This is a genomic window from Pseudoalteromonas sp. Xi13 (assembly GCF_003952205.1).
GTDB classification, from domain to species: Bacteria; Pseudomonadota; Gammaproteobacteria; order Enterobacterales; family Alteromonadaceae; genus Pseudoalteromonas; species Pseudoalteromonas atlantica.
Window position 1 is genome coordinate 37,501 of record NZ_CP034439.1, and the last position, 13,629, is coordinate 51,129.

The following is a 13,629-nucleotide window of genomic DNA, read 5'->3' on the forward strand; positions in this document are numbered from 1 at the left end:
CTTATATTTTGTAGCGAGGTTAACCGATTAGGGTAGCCGTAGGGAAACCGAGTCTTAACTGGGCGAATAGTTGCAAGGTATAGACCCGAAACCCGGTGATCTAGCCATGGGCAGGTTGAAGGTTGAGTAACATCAACTGGAGGACCGAACCCACTAACGTTGAAAAGTTAGGGGATGACCTGTGGCTAGGAGTGAAAGGCTAATCAAACCGGGAGATAGCTGGTTCTCCCCGAAATCTATTTAGGTAGAGCCTCGGACGAATACTTACGGGGGTAGAGCACTGTTAAGGCTAGGGGGTCATCCCGACTTACCAACCCTTTGCAAACTCCGAATACCGTAAAGTAATATCCGGGAGACACACGGCGGGTGCTAACGTCCGTCGTGAAGAGGGAAACAACCCAGACCGCCAGCTAAGGTCCCAAAGTCATAGTTAAGTGGGAAACGATGTGGAAAGGCCCAGACAGCCAGGAGGTTGGCTTAGAAGCAGCCATCCTTTAAAGAAAGCGTAATAGCTCACTGGTCGAGTCGGTCTGCGCGGAAGATGTAACGGGGCTAAACTATGCACCGAAGCTGCGGATTCATCTTAGGATGAGTGGTAGGGGAGCGTTCTGTAAGCGGTTGAAGGTGTACCGGGAGGTATGCTGGACGTATCAGAAGTGCGAATGCTGACATGAGTAACGATAATGCGGGTGAAAAACCCGCACGCCGGAAGACCAAGGGTTCCTATCCCATGTTAATCAGGGTAGGGTAAGTCGACCCCTAAGGCGAGGCCGAAAGGCGTAGTCGATGGGAAACGGATTAATATTTCCGTACTTGGTATAATTGCGATGGGGGGACGGAGAAGGCTAAGCAAGCATGGCGATGGTTGTCCATGTGAAAGTGAGTAGGCTAGCGACTTAGGTAAATCCGGGTTGCTGTTAGGCTGAGACACGAGACGAGCACCCAAGGGTGTGAAGTTGCTGATGCCATACTTCCAGGAAAAGCCTCTAAGCTTCAGATTATACCGAATCGTACCCCAAACCGACACAGGTGGTCAGGTAGAGAATACTAAGGCGCTTGAGAGAACTCGGGTGAAGGAACTAGGCAAAATCGTACCGTAACTTCGGGAGAAGGTACGCTCCTATCTGTGATGAGACTTGCTCTCTAAGCGGACGGGAGCCGCAGTGACCAGGTGGCTGGGACTGTTTATTAAAAACACAGCACTGTGCAAAATCGCAAGATGACGTATACGGTGTGACACCTGCCCGGTGCCGGAAGGTTAATTGATGGGGTTAGTTTTCGGACGAAGCTCTTGATCGAAGCCCCGGTAAACGGCGGCCGTAACTATAACGGTCCTAAGGTAGCGAAATTCCTTGTCGGGTAAGTTCCGACCTGCACGAATGGTGTAACCATGGCCACGCTGTCTCCACCCGAGACTCAGTGAAATTGAAATCGCAGTGAAGATGCTGTGTACCCGCGGCTAGACGGAAAGACCCCGTGAACCTTTACTACAGCTTGGCACTGAACATTGAACCTACATGTGTAGGATAGGTGGGAGACTTTGAAGCAGCGACGCTAGTTGTTGTGGAGTCGTCCTTGAAATACCACCCTTGTAGTTTTGATGTTCTAACGTTGGCCCCTGAATCGGGGTTACGGACAGTGCCTGGTGGGTAGTTTGACTGGGGCGGTCTCCTCCCAAAGAGTAACGGAGGAGCACGAAGGTTGGCTAAGTACGGTCGGACATCGTACGGTTAGTGTAATGGTAGAAGCCAGCTTAACTGCGAGACAGACACGTCGAGCAGGTACGAAAGTAGGTCATAGTGATCCGGTGGTTCTGAATGGAAGGGCCATCGCTCAACGGATAAAAGGTACTCCGGGGATAACAGGCTGATACCGCCCAAGAGTTCATATCGACGGCGGTGTTTGGCACCTCGATGTCGGCTCATCACATCCTGGGGCTGAAGTCGGTCCCAAGGGTATGGCTGTTCGCCATTTAAAGTGGTACGCGAGCTGGGTTTAGAACGTCGTGAGACAGTTCGGTCCCTATCTGCCGTGGGCGTTTGAGAATTGAGAGGGGTTGCTCCTAGTACGAGAGGACCGGAGTGAACGAACCGCTGGTGTTCGGGTTGTCATGCCAATGGCATTGCCCGGTAGCTACGTTCGGAACTGATAAGCGCTGAAAGCATCTAAGCGCGAAGCAGGCCTCGAGATGATTTCTCACTAGACTTTTAAAGTCTCTGAAGGGCCGTTGAAGACTACAACGTTGATAGGCAAGATGTGGAAGTGGTGTGAGCCATTAAGCTAACTTGTACTAATTACCCGTGAGGCTTAACCATACAACGCCAAACGCGTTTTGTGACAGAAACAAGCGACAGAAGTTAATAGCTAAAGTAGATAGATACTTAGACTTAAAAAATATTATCAGATATTTTCCAAATTTATGAGGTGACTCTTAGCGCGTAGCGTTAACATTGAGGCACCTTGCGCAAAGGAAAAAGAAGCACTACGTGCTTGTCATTAATCCTTTGCACCTAATTTGCTTGGTAACCATAGCGTTTTGGACCCACCTGACCCCATGCCGAACTCAGTAGTGAAACGAAACAGCGCCGATGATAGTGTAGCATTTGCTATGTGAAAGTAGGACATTGCCAGGCTTCAAATAAGAGAAACCCGTTACAGCGATGTAACGGGTTTTTTGCTGTCTGGGATTTAATAAATAGCCAGACCCATGGCTAACTCATCAGAGAAGTAAAACAGCTCGAAGGCGAGCCGGGGCAACGATAGTGTAGCATTTGCTATGTGACTCTCTACCGCTGTGGGCACCACTACATCGCAAGGCTCCAAATACAAGAAAGCCCGACTCGAAAGAGCCGGGCTTTTTTACGTCTGCAGAAAAGTAAAATACCTGCCTTTACGTAATACCGACATGTTTTTCCACCCTCAAAATAGATCACTTAATTAAGTGAATTGGTATTACAGTACAAGTAAGTCCCTTAACTTAACTAATCTATTAAGGTGTATAAAAATAATAGCTTATAGTTCAGACTATTTTGATCCACACTCTTTAACTTTGACTATAGTTATACCTCATAATAATTATTCTGCAGAATTATAAAATGTCGTTACTTTTTAATATTCAGCGCTTTTTTATATAGGTTGCTGAGTGTCTATGCGAAATAAAATATTTCAGATATTCGTTTTAATCGTGAGCCTACACCATTTACCGGCTAAATCAGGTGAGTTTGATTTTTCAGGCTACGCACGTGTTATTGGTGGTTATTTAGATGAAAAAGATGTCGAATATAGAGGCTACGACGACAGTCTTAACTTTTCACCATCAAGTTTAATAGGTCTTCAAGCTGAGTATCAGTTTAATACAAACTGGTCAGTGACAGCACAAGGGTTATTTAGATCTGATAGCACAACGGTATCTGGTGAGAGTGGACTTGAATGGCTGTATTTAACTTATACGCCCACAACAAACCTACAGATAAAAATCGGTAAGCTGCGAACCCCATTTTTTACAATGAGCGACTTCTCTGATGTAGGGTTTGCATACCCATGGATCAATCCGCCACAACAAGTATACGACACGTACTTATTTAAAACATTTAATGGTATTGATGCTATTTACAAATTTGGCTCAGATGACTTTGATATCAGTATTGAAGGGTACTATGGCGAAGAGTCGGGAAGTATTGGCATAGGCCCTTTTAAAACAGGTTTTGAGGTGGATAATTTAGTGGGTGTGATAGGGAAGTTGAATATTGAAAATATAGAATTTAGGGCTTCAAGGTATAACGGTAACATAGCGTTAGATCTTAAATCGATTAACCAACTACAAGATATTTTAGAGAATTTTAATTTTAGCCAAAGTGCAGCATCGCTGACAACGCAGGGCAGTGCACATGCAGATCAGTTTGGTGTTATTTATGATAATTTAGATTATTTTTTTAGAGGTGAGTGGGTAAAGATTAAAACACAGTTAGATATAATTCCGATTATACAAAGCTATTACTTAACCGTAGGCTATAACGATGCACCTTTTACTTATCATTTAACCTTTGCAGACAGCGATGTAGAAATTAATGCCAATCAGAATGAAATCCCTATTGGTGCTAATGTAGAGCTTGATCAGCTGGCACAGGCTTATAACAGCGTGTTTGCAGAGTCGGCGCCCGACTCACTAAAAACATGGACACTCGGTATACGATGGGATGTGCTACCTAATCTGGCATTAAAGGCGGAAGTATCTGCTTTAGAGGGCGATGAGGTTAGTAATTCTTTTTTTGTTATCCCTGAGGATGTTAGCTTTAATAGAAAAACGAATCTTTACCTTATTGGCTTAGATTGGGTATTTTGATGATGTACTCTAAGTTAACTTACGTGATTAGACATATAATACTGCTGTGTATTTTTACTTGGTCATTATTGTTTATTAGCGTACAAGCCTACGCGGATAATAGCCACACAAGTAAAGTGATCATTGTTGTTAATACAGCCAATAAAAACTTAGCTTTGAGTAAGCAGCAAATTCGCCATATTTATATGGGCGGCGCGATGAGTCGTCAATTTAAAGCAGTAAATTTACCCGCCGGAAACCCGTTACGAATCGACTTTAATACGAAATTGGTTGGCTTAACCGAATCGAGAATTCAGGCTTATTGGGCTCAGATGAGATTTACAGGGCGTAGCAAGCCACCCGTAGAATTTAGCTCGACTAAAGAAATTATTGCGTATTTATTGAAAGAAGAAAATGCAGTTGCTTATTTACCTGCTGATACAAAAATCCCGGACGAGCTAACTGTTGTAACGCTAACGCCTTAATTTATGGTTTACTAGTAGCGCTGACTTATTTTAAATTTAGCGCTTTAAATGCTTCTTTTGCTTGGGCTTTAGCTGCTGGAATGTGTGCTATGGCTACAGGCTTTGCAAAATAATACCCTTGCATTTCATCACTGCCATTTTTAATTAGGTAGTTAGCCTGGCAGGCTGTTTCTATACCCTCACTACATACTTTTAAACCTAGGCGTTTACTTAAATCGAGTATGGCCTTTAATACCGCCGCATCCTTTTCTGAGCTGTCAAATTGATTAACGAACATACGGTCAATTTTGATGGTATCGATATCTATTTTTGTCAGGTAGCTTAGCGATGAATAACCCGTTCCAAAATCATCAAGGGCTATAGACCCGCCCATTTGTTTTATTTGGTTAAAGAATTCATTGGAGTTTTCAAAATTATCGAGATAGCTTGATTCGGTTATTTCAAACTGGACATTTGCAATGTCGACGTTGTATTTAATCAATTTATTTTTTACAACATCAATAAAGTGATTATCTTTAAGATCATGGCTCGATAGGTTTAAAGAAACGAGTACATGGTTACCTATAGTTTGTTTTAGTGTGGGTAAATCTTGAAATACCCTGGAGACAACCCACTGCGTGATTGCTTTTATTTTACCTGCTTGCTCTGCAATGGGTATAAATTCACTTGGTGAAATAAAGCCAAGCTCTTCACTTTGCCATCTAATAAGGGCTTCAAGGCCATTAGCCTCACCATTGGCAGCTATTTTTAACTGATACACAACTTCAAACTCATTTTGCGCAATTGCATGACTAATTAAATTAGCCACTTGAGCCATTCGCTTGCTGTTTTCTAACATTTTTCTATGGAAAACAGTGTACGACCCTTTACCTTTTTCTTTTGAGGCATACATTGCGATGTCTGCATTACTAATTAACGTATTAATGTCAAACTCGGCCTCTTTAGCGTGGGCAATACCAATACTTACCCCAGTAGGTATATCCCACTGGTTAATAGTAAAAGGCGTTTGCATTGAGCTGATAATTTGCTCCGCGATATCAATAACGTCGGTGTAATTATTTATATTACGCAGCATTATTAAAAACTCATCACCCCCTAAGCGTGCAATAACATCGTTTTCGCGTAAGTGCTTTTTAATATTACTGGCTACCGCCTTTAAAAGTAGGTCGCCCGTTTCATGGCCAAGTGTATCGTTAACACCTTTAAAGCTATCTACGTCAAAAAACATAATTGCTATATCTTGATGATTATTTTTACAGCGTGTTAATTCTTCTTTTAGTAAGCCCATAATAAACATTCGATTAGGTAAGCCAGTTAATATATCGAAGTTAGCTAAGTGCTCCATTGATTGCTTTTGCTTTAATAGTTGTGCGGTGTTTTTTTGATTAGTGAGCACTTGGGAATTAATAGTGTTAAGTAAGTTATTAATATCTTTGCCAAGTTGCGATACTTCATCGTTGCCTGAGCCCTGGTATTGGAGTTGATAGTTAGTTGTTTTTTCTACTTTTTGTGTGAATTTAGAAAGTTTTAATAGCGGGCTTAATAAATGTTGGTATATCCAAAAAGAGATGATGATGGTGATCACGATACTAAAAATAACGATAGGGGCTGCACTATTAAATAAGCTCGCTTTGCTTTCATTGAGGGGCTTATTAAAATCCTGAACAATTAATAGGTAGCCTATAGGGAACTGCTCCTCACCAATTGTTTTTAAGGCAACTAAGCCTTGATTAGTAACACTGACGGTACGGGGCAAACTTTGTGGTTTGACTCCCTGTAACTGCGGAGAAAAGTCCTCGTACTTTAAGTAATTAGGGTGCACGTAGGACTGTATTAGCTGCCAATTACTATCAAATACATTTACAAACTTTATGTGCTCGTACCTATCTAACCCCAAAAGCTCAGTAGTGATAGAAAATAAATCTATCTCTTGCGACATAACACGTAACAAATTATCTGAAATATTTGATGACATAGCATCGAGGTTTTCTTCAACTGATTGGCGGTATAAATCCTCGTGCTCATTAATAGCTAAATAAAAAACAAAACTAGCGCTTAGTACAATTAAACAAGTCGTAATAATAATAAATTTGTTACGAATACTATGAAACATTTAGCCAAATCCCTTCTTACTGTCATGCTCTTTCACTAAAAGAGTTATTACTTATTGTTGTTATTTATTAATAGAAGGCTTACGCGTAGCGCTGATGTTACTTACTAAATTCGTAAGTAAAAGAATGTGTTTAAATTCATAGAGTAACTATAGCTGGTTATTTTATTTTAGGCAGACTTACTTTGTTGCAATTTCATTCTTGGCTTAATAAGTGACCTGTGTAAGACTAATGCGGTTATTTATTAAATCAGGTGACATGAATGTCGAATATAAAAGCTTGGAAACTTATGAGCCTGTTTTGTTTGTTTGCAGTGCTTATGGGTTGTCAATCTAAAGAAGAGCAACTACAACAAACAATTCAAGAGTCTATTAAAAAGGCAGATGTTGAGCTTGCACAGCTTGGTACCGCGCTTGATAATGGGACTATACGTAATGCTGTATTGCTTAAAGAATATGGCAAACTCCTTAAACAGCAACAGCCAGAACTTAGTCAGGTTGTTGATGTAATTACCCTTGATGCTACAAGGCAGGGTGCCCTTTACAGTGGTTTAACACAACGACTTAAAGATATTAAAGGCACTTATTTAATCCCTCCTTACGAAGATACGCTACACAGTATTGATTTACTACGTGAGGCGGCTAAGCCTACGCTGTTTTCTGATGCGTTAACTGACCCGATTAATATGCTAGCCGATATGTCTAAGGGCAGCCTTGCGCGCGTTGGTGCTATTAGTAAAGAGGCAGAGGGCGCAGGCGAAGGTAATCAATTGGTGGGCAACCCTAATTACGGTAACTGGCAAACTAATAGTAATGGTATTAGCTTTTGGCAGTGGTACGGCATGTACCGTATTTTAGGCGATGTATTTGACCGTGTTGAATACGGACGTTGGAGCAGCCGCCGTAAATATAGCTATTACAACGATTACGGCCGCTATCGTTACTCAAGCCCTAAACAAATTAAAACGCAAAGTGCTTTAGAAACGCGTACGCGTCAAACGTACCAACGCCAAGGCAAACAGTTTACTAGCCCTTATGCGAGCAAAAAAACGGGTGCCTCGGGTTTAAGCCGCAGTAGTTATACACCGCCTAAAAGCCGCAGTAGTTACTCGCGTTCGAGTAGTTATAGCAATAGCTCTGGATCGGTACGCAATAGCGGTAGCAGAACCTCTCGTGGCGTGAGCCGTGGTAAGTAAAGAATAAGTTGGAGTTAGAAATATGTACGAATTTAATGGAATAACTACGTGGTCGCTACAAGCTTTGGCGATTGATTTTGCAATTATAGTGTTGTTATTTGTAAGCCTAAAATACATTAAGGGCTGGGTTTCAAACCTTCATGCAAATGACGAAATAACAGAACGCGATAACTTTGCTTTTGGTATTAGCTTTGCGGCAGGCTTAGTTGCACTTGCCATTGTATTAACGGGTGTGAGTAGTGGTGCCTTTGCTGCGTCGTTACAACAAGAAGCCCTGCAAATGCTAGGCTATGGTGCTTTAGCCATTGTACTGATTAAATTGGGCCACTTTTTTCAAGATAAGGTCGCGCTTCGCAAAGTCAGCCTGCACGAGGAAATTGTAAAAGGTAATGTAACGGCTTCTATTATCGATTTTGGTCATGTAGTGAGTGTGGCGATTGTGATTCGCTCTGCACTTTTATGGGTAGCAACAGAGGGTTGGCACGGGCTGCCTATCGTTATTGCTGCCTTTATTATTGGCAGTGTTGCACTACTGCTTGTAAGCCAATACCGCGTACAATTATTTAAGCGTACCAATAAAAGCGGTGATTGTTTACAACAAGCCATTATTGATGGCAATTTAGCTGTAGGTATACGCTACGCAGGTTTTTTAGTAGGAAGTGCCTTAGCTATTACTGCGGCATCAGGTATTGCACCGTATGCGGCCGATAACATTAATGCTAGCCTGCTTTATTGGGCTATTAGCGCGATTGTAAGTTTAGTGGCATTCATCATTTTGCATTTAATCACCATCAAAATAATTTTATCAGGTTGTGATATTTCAGATGAAGTTAACCGTCAGAAAAATGTAGGTGTAGGTGCTATTTCTGCTGCAGTGTCGTTTGCTGTGGGTATTACTATGGCAACCTTACTAGGCGCATAATCAGTGTCATCAACTACAGCTAGCCCAAGTAAATCACGTTTACTTGGGCACGATATTTTACTAATAACTGTTATGGCCGTACTCGCTGGGTGCGGCCTTATTTATGAATACTTACTGTCGCATTACGCAGGGCGGGTACTGGGCTCTGTAGAGAGTGCTATCTATGCCATGATTGGCACAATGATAGTTGCCATGGGCTTAGGCGCATTTTTAGCCCGTTGGTTTAAAGATGCCTTTACCGCCTTTGCTTGGCTTGAAAGTATTATTGCCCTGGTTGGCATGGGCTGTATTTTGGCAATAGCCGGTGTAATTGCTGTAAGTTATTCACTTCCTCATTTGTTTTCTAGTATTTTTAATTTACCGCCAGATGTTGTGCTCAATGGCTATGTATTTCAAAAGCTGCAAGAGTGGTCACGCTTTTTACCTTATGTGTTTGGTTTAGTACTGGGTTTATTTATTGGTATGGAAATACCGCTTATTGCACGTATTCGCCAACATGTGTACGGGCGTTTTTTAGAAAACAATGCAGGCACTATTTATGGTGCCGATTATATTGGCGCGGGTATTGGTGCGGCTATTTGGGTAAGCATTATGCTGGCGATGCCTATAATGCAAGCTGCAGCGTGGACAGCTCTTTTTAATATATTGGCAGGGCTCGCCTTTTTATGGCGCTACCATGCTCATGTGCGCTTTGCTAAGGCACTTCTGATCTGCCATATAGTATTACTGGCACTGTTTGGGTTTATTTTAGTAATGGGAAGTAGCTGGATGAACAGCTTAAGTAATGTACTTTATAAAGATAAAGTTATTTACTCACAAGCAACTAAATACCAGCATGTAGTATTAACCGAGCGCTTAAGTAAAAACCAGCCAGCGCCTATTACCGACTTGTATTTAAATGGGCGTTTACAGTTCTCGAGTATTGATGAGCAAATATATCATTCAATGCTGGTGTATCCGGCAATGCTCGCATCAAACCGGCACGATAGCGTATTAATTATTGGTGGTGGCGACGGGCTTGCCCTTAGAGATGTTTTAAAGTGGCCAGTGCACGACGTAACGTTAATTGATTTAGATGCACAGCTGCTTAATTTATTTGGCCATAAAGACGGTGATTTTACAGCGCCTGAGTCTATAAGTAAGCGGTTATTAGCGCTAAATAAACAATCGATGTTAGACCCACGCGCCAATATTATTGTGGGAGATGCGTTTTTAGAGGTTGAAAGGCTCCTTGATCAAGGTAAGCAATTTGACACTATTTTAATTGACTTGCCGGACCCTAATCACCCCGATTTAAACAAAATGTACAGCGACTATTTTTATAACCATGTACGTCAATTGTTAGCTCCCGATGGCGCAATGGCTGTGCAGTCTACCTCGCCTTATCATGCAAAAAAAGCATTTTTAAGTATTGCTAAAACGGTAAAAGCGGCGGGTTTTGATTATGTTGAGCAGTACCAGCAAAATATTCCTTCGTTTGGGCAATGGGGGTGGACAATAGCCACTAAAATGGGTCAACCAGCCAGTGGGCGAATTAAAAATATAAGCGCTATGCCGGTGCCATCAAGGTGGGTAAGTAAAGAATATTTATTAGCCAGCTTTGTATTTCCTAACCAGTATTTTGAACAAGTTAAAAGTATTGAGGTCAATAGGTTAGGTTCTGGTCAGCTATATGATTACTACCGTAATGCGTGGCAGATAGAAAGCGAATTGTATAAAAATTAATAAAACATGGTTGACATAATATGTCGGCCATGCGAATCTTAACTCAGACATAATATGTCAAACAGCAAAAAGGCAGAGACATGGAATTAAATGAACTTTCAATAAAATTAGCTTCTTTTGAAACAGAAGGCGCTAACTTTGAGTCTTTCTTGATTGCCAACCCTGGTGAGCAAGATGTTTTACAAGTCATAGTTGATGGAAACGATGAGCTTCCAATTTTTGTTACGCAAACACAAGAGCAGTTGTTATGTATTAGCTACTTGTTTGGCGAAGATGAAGTAAAAAGTGAATTACGCAACGAGTTAAACGAAACACTACTACGTTTAAACGTGCCAATTCCACTGAGTGCATTTGCTAAAATCGATAACAAATACGCGATTTTTGGTGCACTGTCGGTAAATTCATCATTAGATGATATTACCCACGAACTAGTGACACTAGCTGACAACGCTATTGACGCACTAGAAGCCGTGACCTTGTATTTAAACGATTAGTAACTAGTTAGTGGAGTTAAGATTATGAGTATATTAAAAAAATTATTTACAGCAGTACGTGGCGGCGCGCGTGAAGCGGGCGAAGCAATTGTAGATGCAAACGGCATTCGTATTTTTGAACAAGAAATAGCAGATGCGCAAAATGCACTTAATCGTGCTAAAAAGAGCCTTACAGAAGTAATGGCTAAAGAAATGCAAACTAAGCGTAAAATTAGCGCAGTTGATGCATCAATTGCTGAGCACGAAGCATATGCAGGCCAAGCACTTGAAAAAGGTAACGAAGCCTTAGCATTAGAAATTGCCGAAAAAATTGGTGACTTTGAAGCTGAAAAAGCGGAAAACGAGCAAGTATTAGCAGGTTTTAGCAATCATATTGTAGCGCTTAAACAACAAGTTAAAGACGCTGAGAAGTCGATTAAAGAAAACCAACGTCAGCTTACTATGGTTAAAACCACAGAAAGCGTTCAGCAAGCTACTATGGCTGTTAACAGCACGCTTAATACCAATAGCTCGTCTATGACATCGGCTCGCCAGTCGCTTGAGCGTATTAAGCAACGCCAACAGGATCGTAGCGACCAGCTTGGTGCTGCAAAGCAACTTGAGTCGGACGTAAATGGCGACGATTTAAAAGCAAAAATGGCTGAAGCCGGTATTGGCGATACAAGCCCAAAAAGTGCTGATATTTTAGCGCGCATTAAAGCCAAGCAAAACGGCTAATAGTTAGTACATTATTTATAAAAGGTAATTAAGCTTAGCTTAGTTACCTTTTTTGCTTAAGGGATGCCTCATTATGTTTAATTTTTTCAAATCTAAAAAAGAGCCAGAACGTCAGCTTAACCATGCAAGTGAGCTTAAAAAAGGTGACATGTTTAGCGTTATCGATTCATTTGCATATCCGTCGTGGTTAAAAGGGCAAACGCTGCGTGTTATTGATATTCAAACCTATCAATATCAACACAATAGTGATACTGAGTTTGTGCTAGAGACGAACAGCGGACAGGTGGTATTTTTACAAATTGAGCAAGATGATGGCGAGCAGTGGGCTAATTTTTCAATCAAAATTCAGCGTGACGACGTAGAGCAAATATTTGGGCTAGACGAGTTTGCACGTATTTTTGATGAAGAGTCGTTAACCCATATACAGGTGCAAAATACGCCAGAGCAGTTTATGCAGTTTTTAGCTAAAAGCTATCAGCAAAGTGAATCGCCTTATGTGTGCTATTTCCATAACAAAGATTTTCGTGGCCAGTCACTACCGCGCTATGAGCAAGAAGGTGGCGAACCTTGTGAAATGATTTGCTTAGCATCGCCTGACGAAGGGCATGGCTTAAATATTGAAATATGGGATGGCGGTGAGACCGAAGTGTCACTAACGCTAACACGCCCAATTACCGATATAGTCGACTTGTTTCCAGGAGATGCGAAGTGAGTGATGCTAAAGACAAGTGGTTACGTCAAGAGCAAGCCGTGCGTGCCACACAAATGGCATTTGATTTAAGCAGCGAAGTACAAAAGTCGATAAAAAAGCAGGCCATTGACCAAGAGCTTACGCCCTCAGATATGATCCGTAAAATTTTAGGCTTAGATGTGAAATCTAAAAAAACACGTCAGCGCCTATCGTTTAATTTAAACGATGATGAAATAGCCCAACTAGCAACGCGGTTTAATGTCCAAAGTGATGATAAGCGAGCCGTAAAGCAACAAGTCGCAGAGTTATTAATTGCTCATACTAAAAACACTAAGTAGTTAATTTAGATTTATATGAATATTATTTTAATTGCTTACTTAATTATTTTTGCTTTATTTGGCACAGCTGCAAGTTACTTTGTGCGATTTATTTATGCGTACTGGGTAAAAAAAGAAATGCCGATGAAATACATTGTTAAAGCAGGAATTAGTGTGGTGCTAGTGGTGGTTATTTCAGCGTTAATACCTTTTATAGGTTAACGCTGAAATTGGCGTTTGCGCTATTTTATATCAAATGCCTGGCATTGCTGATTAATACACAGGGTTTGTACCTCAAGTACCGGTGAGCAATCGGTTAAACCTTGCGCTTTGTTTTGCGCTTTTTGTTGTTGTGTAATTTTTTGGGCAACTTCTTCGGCGTGCTCTTGAGAGGTATTAAGCGTTGAATACACAACATACTTACTTGGCCCACCACATGCTCGTGCTCCTACTTCGAGTACCTTACATTGAAAGCTTGCGGTGCAACTATTATCACTAACAATGTTATTAAGATCGTAGTTCAAGTCAGACAAATTCTGATTTTGCTCAGTACTTGATGATGTGTTTGCACAGCCGCTAAGTAATAGCATAGCGCTGGTGGCAACACTCACAATTGATAATTTAATTGCTGATGGTAAACAACTCATAACC

The 13,629-nt window shown here is 41.4% G+C and carries 12 protein-coding genes and 2 rRNA genes (1 of these 14 only partly in view); 12 read left to right on the plus strand and 2 right to left on the minus strand.

Annotated elements, in window-relative coordinates; genetic code table 11:
• The 4 genes from EJ103_RS00190 to EJ103_RS00205 all read left to right on the plus strand — a co-directional run.
• Positions 1 to 2,315: ribosomal RNA gene (locus EJ103_RS00190) — 23S ribosomal RNA — on the plus strand (it extends 572 nt beyond the left edge of the window).
• Between the two features lie 203 nt (positions 2,316 to 2,518).
• A 5S ribosomal RNA gene (gene rrf / locus EJ103_RS00195) occupies positions 2,519 to 2,633 on the plus strand.
• Between the two features lie 515 nt (positions 2,634 to 3,148).
• Positions 3,149 to 4,342, plus strand: a complete 1,194-nt coding sequence (locus tag EJ103_RS00200) for a hypothetical protein (protein WP_126005387.1) — start codon at positions 3,149 to 3,151, stop codon at positions 4,340 to 4,342.
• 23 nt (positions 4,343 to 4,365) lie between these two features.
• On the plus strand, positions 4,366 to 4,806 hold the full coding sequence (locus EJ103_RS00205; protein WP_338128464.1) for a hypothetical protein: 441 nt from the start codon (positions 4,366 to 4,368) through the stop codon (positions 4,804 to 4,806).
• Between the two features lie 25 nt (positions 4,807 to 4,831).
• Here the strand turns inward: EJ103_RS00205 and EJ103_RS00210 are convergent, their stop codons facing one another.
• Positions 4,832 to 6,919 (minus strand): EAL domain-containing protein, encoded by a 2,088-nt coding sequence (locus EJ103_RS00210; RefSeq protein WP_126005391.1) that lies wholly within the window; start codon positions 6,917 to 6,919, stop codon positions 4,832 to 4,834.
• Positions 6,920 to 7,179: 260 nt separating this feature from the next.
• Between EJ103_RS00210 and EJ103_RS00215 the strand changes: the two genes are divergently transcribed.
• The 8 genes from EJ103_RS00215 to EJ103_RS00250 all read left to right on the plus strand — a co-directional run bounded on the left by EJ103_RS00215 (position 7,180) and on the right by EJ103_RS00250 (position 13,200).
• Positions 7,180 to 8,112 carry a CHAD domain-containing protein gene (locus tag EJ103_RS00215; protein WP_126005393.1) on the plus strand — a complete coding sequence of 311 codons (933 nt, stop codon included), beginning with the start codon at positions 7,180 to 7,182 and terminating at the stop codon, positions 8,110 to 8,112.
• A gap of 22 nt (positions 8,113 to 8,134) precedes the next feature.
• On the plus strand, positions 8,135 to 9,034 hold the full coding sequence (locus EJ103_RS00220; RefSeq protein ID WP_126005395.1) for a DUF350 domain-containing protein: 900 nt from the start codon (positions 8,135 to 8,137) through the stop codon (positions 9,032 to 9,034).
• Between the two features lie 3 nt (positions 9,035 to 9,037).
• Positions 9,038 to 10,759: a polyamine aminopropyltransferase gene (locus EJ103_RS00225; protein WP_126005397.1), complete on the plus strand. Its 1,722-nt coding sequence runs from the start codon at positions 9,038 to 9,040 to the stop codon at positions 10,757 to 10,759.
• An 80-nt stretch (positions 10,760 to 10,839) separates the two neighbouring features.
• Positions 10,840 to 11,253, plus strand: coding sequence for a DUF2170 family protein (locus tag EJ103_RS00230; RefSeq protein WP_004589139.1), 414 nt, complete (start codon positions 10,840 to 10,842; stop codon positions 11,251 to 11,253).
• Positions 11,254 to 11,277: 24 nt separating this feature from the next.
• Positions 11,278 to 11,970: a PspA/IM30 family protein gene (locus tag EJ103_RS00235; RefSeq protein ID WP_126005399.1), complete on the plus strand. Its 693-nt coding sequence runs from the start codon at positions 11,278 to 11,280 to the stop codon at positions 11,968 to 11,970.
• A 73-nt stretch (positions 11,971 to 12,043) separates the two neighbouring features.
• A complete protein-coding gene (locus tag EJ103_RS00240; RefSeq protein ID WP_126005401.1) occupies positions 12,044 to 12,682 on the plus strand; it encodes a DUF4178 domain-containing protein in 639 nt (212 codons plus the stop codon).
• On the plus strand, positions 12,679 to 12,999 hold the full coding sequence (locus EJ103_RS00245; RefSeq protein ID WP_004589142.1) for a hypothetical protein: 321 nt from the start codon (positions 12,679 to 12,681) through the stop codon (positions 12,997 to 12,999). The genes EJ103_RS00240 and EJ103_RS00245 overlap by 4 nt, the downstream gene beginning before the upstream one ends.
• Before the next feature lie 15 nt (positions 13,000 to 13,014).
• On the plus strand, positions 13,015 to 13,200 hold the full coding sequence (locus EJ103_RS00250) for a hypothetical protein (RefSeq protein ID WP_024032117.1): 186 nt from the start codon (positions 13,015 to 13,017) through the stop codon (positions 13,198 to 13,200).
• A gap of 20 nt (positions 13,201 to 13,220) precedes the next feature.
• Here EJ103_RS00250 and EJ103_RS00255 read toward each other — a convergent pair whose 3' ends face one another.
• On the minus strand, positions 13,221 to 13,625 hold the full coding sequence (locus tag EJ103_RS00255) for a hypothetical protein (protein ID WP_024032116.1): 405 nt from the start codon (positions 13,623 to 13,625) through the stop codon (positions 13,221 to 13,223).
• Positions 13,626 to 13,629 lie beyond the last annotated feature (4 nt).

Bases quoted from the DNA above. Each gene is read 5' to 3' on its own strand.
- EJ103_RS00200 (WP_126005387.1), top strand. From the start codon at position 3,149: ATGCGAAATAAAATATTTCAGATATTCGTTTTAATCGTGAGCCTACAC.
- EJ103_RS00210 (WP_126005391.1), bottom strand. From the start codon at position 6,919: ATGTTTCATAGTATTCGTAACAAATTTATTATTATTACGACTTGTTTA.
- EJ103_RS00215 (WP_126005393.1), top strand. From the start codon at position 7,180: ATGTCGAATATAAAAGCTTGGAAACTTATGAGCCTGTTTTGTTTGTTT.
- EJ103_RS00220 (WP_126005395.1), top strand. From the start codon at position 8,135: ATGTACGAATTTAATGGAATAACTACGTGGTCGCTACAAGCTTTGGCG.
- EJ103_RS00230 (WP_004589139.1), top strand. From the start codon at position 10,840: ATGGAATTAAATGAACTTTCAATAAAATTAGCTTCTTTTGAAACAGAA.
- EJ103_RS00235 (WP_126005399.1), top strand. From the start codon at position 11,278: ATGAGTATATTAAAAAAATTATTTACAGCAGTACGTGGCGGCGCGCGT.
- EJ103_RS00240 (WP_126005401.1), top strand. From the start codon at position 12,044: ATGTTTAATTTTTTCAAATCTAAAAAAGAGCCAGAACGTCAGCTTAAC.
- EJ103_RS00250 (WP_024032117.1), top strand. From the start codon at position 13,015: ATGAATATTATTTTAATTGCTTACTTAATTATTTTTGCTTTATTTGGC.
- EJ103_RS00255 (WP_024032116.1), bottom strand. From the start codon at position 13,625: ATGAGTTGTTTACCATCAGCAATTAAATTATCAATTGTGAGTGTTGCC.